The sequence below is a fragment of the Anaerolineales bacterium genome, from assembly GCA_037382465.1.
In the GTDB taxonomy this organism is placed as follows: Bacteria; Chloroflexota; Anaerolineae; order Anaerolineales; family E44-bin32; genus WVZH01.
Genome location: JARRPX010000089.1, coordinates 10,623 through 18,850 on the forward strand (window position 1 = coordinate 10,623; position 8,228 = coordinate 18,850).

The window sequence follows — 8,228 nt, forward strand, 5'->3', positions numbered from 1 at the left end:
CATCACTGCCGGCGTGCTGGCCAGCAAGCTGTCCGAGGCGCCGGACCTTACCCTGTTCATCGACGTGGGCACGAACGGGGAGACCGTTCTGGGGACGAACGAATGGATGGTCACCTGCGCCTGCTCGGCCGGGCCTGCGTTCGAAGGCGCCGGCGTCATCGACGGTATGCGCGCCACGCTGGGCGCCATCGAAGAGGTGTGGGTGAACACCAACACCTACGAACCGACCATTCGCGTCATCGGCGGCAAGAAACCGGTCGGCATCTGCGGTTCCGGTTTGATCTCGCTCCTGGCGGAGCTTTTCGTCACCGGCGTCGTGGACCGCGCAGGAAATTTCAAACTGGACCTGGACACCCCGCGTGTGCGTCAGGGCCAATACGGTCCGGAATACATCGTCGCCTGGGGCGAAGAAACCGAGCACGGCAGAGACATCGCCCTGAACAAAGTGGATGTCGACAATCTGATGCGCGCCAAAGCGGCCATTTATGCCGGGTTCAGCGTCCTGGCCGACAGCGTCGGCGTCGAGCTGGAGGACGTGCAGCAGATGCTGGTGGGCGGCGCATTCGGACAATACATCAACGTCGAGAACGCCATCAAGATCGGTTTGCTGCCTGACCTCCCCTGGGACAGGTTCAATTTCCTGGGAAACACTTCCGTTCTCGGCAGCTACATGGCGCTCCTGTCATACGACGCACGCCAGCAAATTCGCGCCATCGCCGAGAAGATGACCTACGTCGAACTCTCGGCGGACAACACCTTTTACGACGCTTTCACTGCTGCGCTCTTCCTGCCCCACACCGAAATCAACCGCTTTCCGAGCGTGGCTGAAATCTGGGAACGCTACAGCGCGAAAAAAGGAACGCCTGGGAATTGAACCTGAAGTAGAATCGGAGTATGGAGATTGTTCGCTGAGGATTGTGAGAACTGCTTGAGGTGGTAGAAATGACGAAGACCATTGCCCTCGCCGGAAAAGGCGGGACGGGAAAAACGACGCTCGCAGCGCTGCTCATTCATAATTTGAGCCAACGGGTGCGCGGCCCGCTTCTGGCGATCGACGCCGATCCGGCCACGAATCTGCACATGGCCCTCGGTGTCTCCGAGCCGGATACGGTCGGAGAGATCCGCGAGACGATGAGCGAAACGGCGCAGGCCGGGCAGCTTGGGGTATCGATCAGCCGCCACGATTATCTCAACCGTGAAGTGCGCATGGCGATCGAAGAGGGAGAGCGTGTCGATCTGCTCGCCATGGGCCGGCCGGAAGGCCAGGGCTGCTACTGCGCCGTCAATCACCTGCTGCGCCAGATCGTGGATGATATCGGCCGCACGTACGAGACGATCGTCATCGACAACGAAGCCGGCATGGAACACATCAGCAGGCGCACGACGCGGGACGTCGATCTTCTGCTGCTCGTCACGGATCCCACGCTGCGCGGCGTACGCACGGCAGGCGAAATGGCCCGGCTGGCCGAAACGCTCGAGGTGAACGTCAAACGCACGGCATTGATCGTCAATCGGGTGAAAGGCGACCTGCCGCAGCCGCTGCAGGACGCCATCGACGAATTGAACCTCGAAATCGCAGCACTCATCCCGGCAGACGAGAACATCAACCAACTCGACGCATTGGGAACGCCGTTGATCCAACTCAATGGAGACTCACCTGCAGCCGCAGCGGTAAAACGACTGGCCGACCGGATCTTGAACGAAGGTTAATCCATCTAGACAACATCAAACTTACGATAGGAGAAGATCCATGTACAAAATCGGAGAGAACATCCATATCGTCTCACCGAAGGTGAAGGAGGCGCTGAAGGAACGCGATGGGGGCTTCTTCGTCGATCTCGCCCGCCGCCAGAAGGATGCCGGCGCCGACGTGATCGATCTGAACATCGGACCGCGCAAAAAGGACGGGCCGGAAGTGGTCGATTGGCTGGTGGACTGCATGCAGGAAGCCGTACCCGGAATGACACTGAGTTTCGACACGACCAACCTTGCGGCCATCGAGACCGGACTCAAACGGGTGGGATCGAACGCCATGGTCAATTCCACTTCGGCCGAAATCGAACGCCTGACGAACGTGCCTCCCCTGGCGGCCAAGTACGACGCAAAGCTGATCGCCCTTTGCATGGAGAAGAGCGGCATTCCCGTCAGCGCAGACGAGCGCGTCGGCATCGCCATGGAAAAACTCATTCCGCGCGCCCAGGCATTGGACATCCCGATGGAAAATCTCTACATCGACCCCTTGATCCTCACCGTCTCCGGCTGCCAGGAGTACGTCCCCGAATCCATTGAAACCATCCGCATGCTGAAGATGGTCATGGATCCGCCGCCGATGACGACGGTGGGGCTTTCCAACGTCTCGAACTCCGTGCCCAACGAAATGCGCCCGCTCATCGACCGTGTTTTCGTGATCATGCTCCTGGCCGTGGGCTGCGATTCGGCGATCCTCAACCCGCTCGACAAAGAGCTGATGGAGACCATTCACGCCGTGGAAACGCGTGACGACAGCACGCCGGTCAAGGCCCTGAACCTGAAGATTTTCGACGCCGTCGCCGCCATGGAGGAGCCGACACAGGACCTGGTGGACATGTCGGATCCGAAGCAGGTCGAAATCTGGAAGACCGTGCAGATTCTGCTCAACAAGGTGATTTACGCAGATTCATACCTGCGCCTGTAATCTCGAGAGCGCAGTCTCGGCGAAATTGGACAACTCTTCAAAACGGGTTGCCCGCGATCCGAAAGATACCATTCAAGACCCAACCTTCATCGTTCGCGAACAAGGAGGGTATTCGTATGGCTAAGGAGTCACCGCATCTCAACATCGAGGAATTGCTGGCGAAAGCTGAAAAACCTTCCGCAGAGGCGATGCGTCTCCATCCTTTCTACCAGGGCAAGGTCGAAGTCGCGGTGAAAGCGCGCGTCCGCGATTTCAACGATTTCGCCATCTGGTACACACCCGGAGTAGCAGCCCCCTGCAAGGCGATCGAAGCGGATCCCGATCTCGTATACGAACATACCCATAAATGGAACACGGTCGCCATCGTTTCAGACGGCACCCGCGTTCTGGGATTGGGCGACATCGGCCCCAAAGCCGGTCTGCCGGTCATGGAAGGCAAAGCGCTGCTTTACAAGTATCTGGGCGGTGTGGACGCATGGCCGATCATGCTCGACACCAAAGACCCGAACAAGATCATCGAAACGGTGCTGCTCCTGCAACCCGGATTCGGCGGAGTCAATCTGGAGGACATCTCCCAGCCGAAATGTTTTCGCATCCTCGACACCCTGCGTGCCCGTGCAGAGATTCCCGTTTGGCACGACGATCAACAAGGCACGGCAACCGTCACTTTAGCGGCCTTGATGAACGCATTGAAAATCGTCGGCAAGAAACTCGGCGAGGTCCAGATCACTTTCGTCGGGACAGGCGCTTCGAACGTCGCCTGCGCGCGGTTGATTTTCGCTTCGGGCGCCACGCCCGCACTCTGCCGCATGGTCGACAGCAAAGGCATTCTGCACAAGGACCGCAAGGATCTGGAGATGCGCAAAGCGGAATACGTCGATAAATGGAAATTCTGTAAAATCACCAACGAGGAAGGCCGCACCGGGGATACCGCCGCTGCGATGAAAGGTGCGGACGTCGTCATCGCCCTCTCGAAACCCGGACCTGGAACCATCCGGTCCGAATGGGTCGCCGAGATGGCCAAAGATGCGATCATCTTCGCATGCGCCAATCCTGTTCCCGAAATTTGGCCCTGGGAAGCGCAGGAAGCCGGCGCCGCCGTGATCGCTACCGGCCGCTCCGATTTTCCCAACCAGGTCAACAACTCTCTCGGCTTCCCGGGGATTTTTCGCGGCACGCTCGATGTGCGCGCCAAGACCATCACGGACTCGATGTGCACGGCTGCGGCCGAAGCGCTGGCATCGATGGCGGAGGAAAAAGGATTGAGTCCGGAGTATATTTTGCCTAATATGGATGAGTGGGAAGTCTTTCCGAGAGAGGCCGCCGCCGTGGCGACGAAGGCCGTCGAAGAGGGAATCGCCCAGAAACCTTTGACGTATGAAGAGGAACACGAAAAGGCCGAAAAGATCATCCGCCGCTCGAGAGATCTGACGGCATGTATGATGGCCGAAGGCTTTATTCCCATGGCAAACGGGGAGGAGTAAGAGACCATGTATGACTTAATCATCCTGGGTGGAGGCCCCGCCGGACTTACGGCGACCATTTACGCGCTGCGCAAACGTCTGAACGTGCTTCTCATCACCCGCGATCTGGGAGGCAAGACCAACTATCGCCTCCAGCTTCCCTTCGTCAACAAATATCTCGTCATCTCCGGAGAGGAGATCGTCAATCGCTTCATGAACGAGATCAATTATCTGGAGTTCGCCCGGGTTTTTGACAAGGCGGAGAACATCAAGAAGGTCGAACATGGTTATGAGGTCTCGACGCGCGAGGGGAACAAGTTCCAAACCAGGGCGTTGATCGTCGCCACAGGCGCACTCGGCAGACTGCTCGACGTGCCCGGCGAGAAAGAATACATGATGCGCGGCCTGTGCTACAGTGCGGTCTCCTACGCGCCCCTGTTCATCGACCGCAAGGCCGTCGTGATCGGTGACACGCTGCTGGCGTTGAGATCGACGGCCGAGTTGGCGCGCATCGCCAACAAAGTGAGTCTCGTCGCACCTTCCCACGGCGACCTGGAATCACAGCTGGGACGCAAGGTGCGGACTGCTCCGAACGTCGAAGTATACGAGGGCTTCAGGGTCACGGCCGTAAATGGGGACGACTACGCCCGCCGGATCACGATCCGCAAGGATAAGGAAGAACGCGAGCTTGATGCGGATGCGTTCTTCGTGGAGCTCGAGCTGGTACCCCAATCGCAGATCGTCGAAGACCTGGTAGAGCTGGACGAATTAGACCGCATCAAAATCGACGGCACCAACAAGACCTCCGCCGAAGGCATATTTGCCGCCGGGGATGTTACGAACGTGATTGCCGAACAAGTCTTGATTGCCGTCGGTGAAGGTGCGAAGGCCGCTCTTTCCGCCTACGAGTACATTTTACAATTGCCCGACGATTGAACGCCGGATTCCGATCGACGAGGGGAGGGGATCAACACCGTTCTCGCGCTGCCCGCGCTCAAGGCTTCGTCGACGTCGTGGATGCATCCATTGTCTGGGATTCGATCGGGTTCTTGGCAGATTTTGCCGGCACGATGAAGCGCACCGGCCCGTATTGAATGCTGATGTGATTCAATATCGAATACATGAAGAGACCCATGCCGAGCATTTCAAGCCCCTCTTCCAGAACCACGTACGCCTGATAGGCGAAGTTCCCAATGCCGTACAACGCATCCTGCCGCCCGCCAAGATACTCGAAGCCAGCGACTCCCGTAAGATAGACCAGACCCGAGACAATGAAAAGCACTTTCGTCTCGCGAGGCAGGCGCAGGACGAATCGCAAGTAAACAACGCCAACCAGGAGGACCAGTATTCCGTACGGAATCAGCCACACCATATCGTAGAGACCCTCAGGATCATATACCTCCCGCAGCGGTCCGCCTAATTTCTCGTGAATGCGGACCATTTCATCGATCGCCATGTACAAGAAGAGAATCCCCAGTCCAACCCAATACAGAAAATTCGGAGCGCGATTACGCCTGACGAGGCCGGCGACGACGAACAACAATAGACTGCAAATCCCCAGCCCGACCGAAGAGACGAAAGTGGGAATGCTATCCTCGCGATTGAGATCGAAGAAATAAAAACCGAAGGTCCTGCCGTAGAAATGCTCGCTGATGCGGCCGCCGATGTGGCCGATGACCATGATCAGGGCAGCAGACAGAAAAATCATCGCGATCCGTTTCGGCTTTACCGTAATATCCATCAATCCAAATCCCTTTCACGTTCCTATGTATACGAACGCATGCCACACAGTGGTTTTATGAAAATCAGATCTCAAAACGTCACAAGATTAAGCCTGTATTGTCCTCCAAGTCAAGGATCAGTTTGATTTCGGATGAGGGGAGCTCAAATTTTCCGCGCGCACCAAATCGGAAACTCGTTACACACATCAATCCATGACGCCGCGTTTCTCAGCATACTGTTTGAACGCGTCTTTCGTTTCCGGACCGGCGAGCAACTTGGCCACGACCTCGAGTTCGAGGTCCTGACTTTCGCGCAGAGTCAGATCGTCAGCGGCGTGGATGATGCGTTTGGACAGCTCCAGTGCTTTTGCAGGCACTCCGAGCAGGCGCCGCGCCATGTCGGCGACCGCTCGATCGAGTTCATCCGGTGCTGCAACATGGTGGACCAGGCCGTACTGCCGCGCCTTTTCGGCGCCGAAACGACCGCCGAAATACAATATTTCCTTTGCTGCGGGCATGCCAACCACGCGCGTGATGCGCCGGGTGCCCCACAAAAAGGGAAGCCCCAATTTGATCTCCGGCAGGCTGAAGACCGTGCGTGTGCTGGCGATGCGGAAATCGCAGCACAGCGCCAGCAGCAGCCCACCGCCGATGCAAAATCCATGCAGCCTGGCGATCGTCGGTTTTCCCAGCAGTTCAAAGTCATCCAGACACCGCTGCAAGCCGGCCAGGAAGCGGCGGTTTTCATCCGAAGGCAAATCCATTCTCTCCGCAAGCATCTGGATATCAACGCCGGTGGAGAAGTGGCGTCCTTCACCTCGCAGGATGACCACGCGCACGGCGTTATCATCTCGGATGCGTGCACTGATCTTCTGCAATTCCCTCATCGTTTCAGCATTCAGGGTGTTCTGCTGATCGGCGCGCCGCAGGCTCAGGGTGAGGATGCGATCTTCGATGCGTACGTCCCAATTCCGATATCCCATCTGTATCCTCTTTCGCAGTGCAGATCGATCCGCTGCAAATCGAAGATTCTTCCGACGGTGTGATGACATCTTCGAGCACATCTCGGTCGGTATCGATATATTGTACAATACGAAAAGATTCCATCGCTCGCGTTGCAGATGAAGGTACGTGTCTCCGATGTCAGGCGCGGCCGTGAACGGCTTGCACGAAAAGAGCAGCTTGGCGAACAGGGAACGCCGCGAATGATGTGCTCAGCAGCGGCACGATTTGAGGTCAAACACAGGAGAATTTAATCATGGTCGAATACAACGGAAGAGTAATTCACTGCGCCGATTGCCCGATCCACAAGCGTGCGGAAGCGAAACCCAGCGCTTTGCTCGCCCGCTTCTGGCCCTGGCACACGACCTGGTGCTCCGGCTGGAAGACCTATCAGGAATATCTTGCCGCCCAGGGTGGCAATCCTGAGGGATGAAACCAAGACCCCGTCTTCAACCAGTTTACCGGTCGAGGCGCTTGTTGACCTCGCCCATTGAGTCCGCCGTGTTCAAGACGGCCCACACCAATATCAGTATGCCAGTGGGGAGGACAATGCGGTCCGCACTCGTCTCGAGCTGCAGTCGCAGATCGCGGGTAAAGGAGGCGAGATAATAGAGCGCGAGCGTGGAGAAGCCCATGATGAACGACAGCACCAAGACGGAAAATTCGCCCCGGCTGCGTTGAGCAGCCAAATTTCGCCGCTGCCGAAAGGCGAGAAGCAGCACCACGGGAACGATCAAACCCCAGACTTCCAACTTGAGAACCTGTGCGCCGATGAAGCGTAGTGTTTCATAAATGGCGTCGAAATGAAAGTCGAAGGCCAACCAGGATTCAAAAGCGGTTTTCAGGGTGTGTTGTATGACGCTGCTGCCGTTGTGAGTTTGCGTGAATACGAACCAAAATCCGAGTAAGCCTGCTTCGGGGGAAATCCAATCATCGTAAAATACCTTTAATCTTATCTGGTAACGATGAAAGAGTAACAACGTGAGCATCAAAAACGGAGCCATAAACGCACCCTCATAACGCGTCCAACAAGCCAGAGCCAACATGAGCCCGCTCCATCGCTGCCTGGTGCGGTCTTTGTTTTGGATACCCTCGATACCGATGAAGACTCCCAGAAGTAAGTAAACACAGAAAGGCAGATTGGTATACCCGTTGGTGCTGTGCTGAAAGACGATGGGCAGCGATCCCAAGAATAAAGTTCCCGCAGCAGCCGCCATCTTATCGACGCCTCGATTCCTCCAGAAAACATAAGTTCCACCAAGCAGGCTGGCGAAGAACATGGGATACAATAATTTGGAGCCCGGAAGGACGTCTCCATCCAGGAATCGAAAGAATGAAATCAGAATCGGCAAGTTCATTGGCCGCGAC

General features: G+C 56.8%; 9 protein-coding genes. 6 read left to right on the plus strand and 3 right to left on the minus strand.

What is annotated here, in order from left to right; all coding sequences use genetic code 11:
* The 5 genes from P8Z34_16055 to P8Z34_16075 all read left to right on the plus strand — a co-directional run.
* The coding region (locus P8Z34_16055; GenBank protein ID MEJ2552186.1) for an ATP-binding protein at positions 1 to 874 on the plus strand (874 nt) is incomplete at its 5' end.
* A gap of 68 nt (positions 875 to 942) precedes the next feature.
* Positions 943 to 1,710 (plus strand): AAA family ATPase, encoded by a 768-nt coding sequence (locus P8Z34_16060; protein ID MEJ2552187.1) that lies wholly within the window; start codon positions 943 to 945, stop codon positions 1,708 to 1,710.
* A 40-nt stretch (positions 1,711 to 1,750) separates the two neighbouring features.
* A complete protein-coding gene (locus P8Z34_16065) occupies positions 1,751 to 2,674 on the plus strand; it encodes a dihydropteroate synthase (GenBank protein MEJ2552188.1) in 924 nt (307 codons plus the stop codon).
* A 116-nt stretch (positions 2,675 to 2,790) separates the two neighbouring features.
* The gene (locus P8Z34_16070; protein MEJ2552189.1) at positions 2,791 to 4,158 is read left to right on the plus strand and encodes an NADP-dependent malic enzyme; all 1,368 of its coding nucleotides are present in this window, start codon (positions 2,791 to 2,793) and stop codon (positions 4,156 to 4,158) included.
* A 6-nt stretch (positions 4,159 to 4,164) separates the two neighbouring features.
* On the plus strand, positions 4,165 to 5,073 hold the full coding sequence (locus tag P8Z34_16075) for an NAD(P)/FAD-dependent oxidoreductase (GenBank protein MEJ2552190.1): 909 nt from the start codon (positions 4,165 to 4,167) through the stop codon (positions 5,071 to 5,073).
* A gap of 58 nt (positions 5,074 to 5,131) precedes the next feature.
* On the opposite strand, the gene P8Z34_16080 is transcribed toward P8Z34_16075, so the two are convergent.
* Both P8Z34_16080 and P8Z34_16085 read right to left on the minus strand, forming a co-directional pair.
* A complete protein-coding gene (locus tag P8Z34_16080; GenBank protein MEJ2552191.1) occupies positions 5,132 to 5,878 on the minus strand; it encodes a hypothetical protein in 747 nt (248 codons plus the stop codon).
* Positions 5,879 to 6,064: 186 nt separating this feature from the next.
* On the minus strand, positions 6,065 to 6,841 hold the full coding sequence (locus P8Z34_16085) for an enoyl-CoA hydratase/isomerase family protein (protein MEJ2552192.1): 777 nt from the start codon (positions 6,839 to 6,841) through the stop codon (positions 6,065 to 6,067).
* 275 nt (positions 6,842 to 7,116) lie between these two features.
* Between P8Z34_16085 and P8Z34_16090 the strand changes: the two genes are divergently transcribed.
* Positions 7,117 to 7,293, plus strand: a complete 177-nt coding sequence (locus tag P8Z34_16090) for a hypothetical protein (GenBank protein MEJ2552193.1) — start codon at positions 7,117 to 7,119, stop codon at positions 7,291 to 7,293.
* Between the two features lie 25 nt (positions 7,294 to 7,318).
* Here P8Z34_16090 and P8Z34_16095 read toward each other — a convergent pair.
* On the minus strand, positions 7,319 to 8,228 hold a 910-nt coding region (locus tag P8Z34_16095), incomplete at its 5' end, for a glycosyltransferase family 39 protein (protein ID MEJ2552194.1).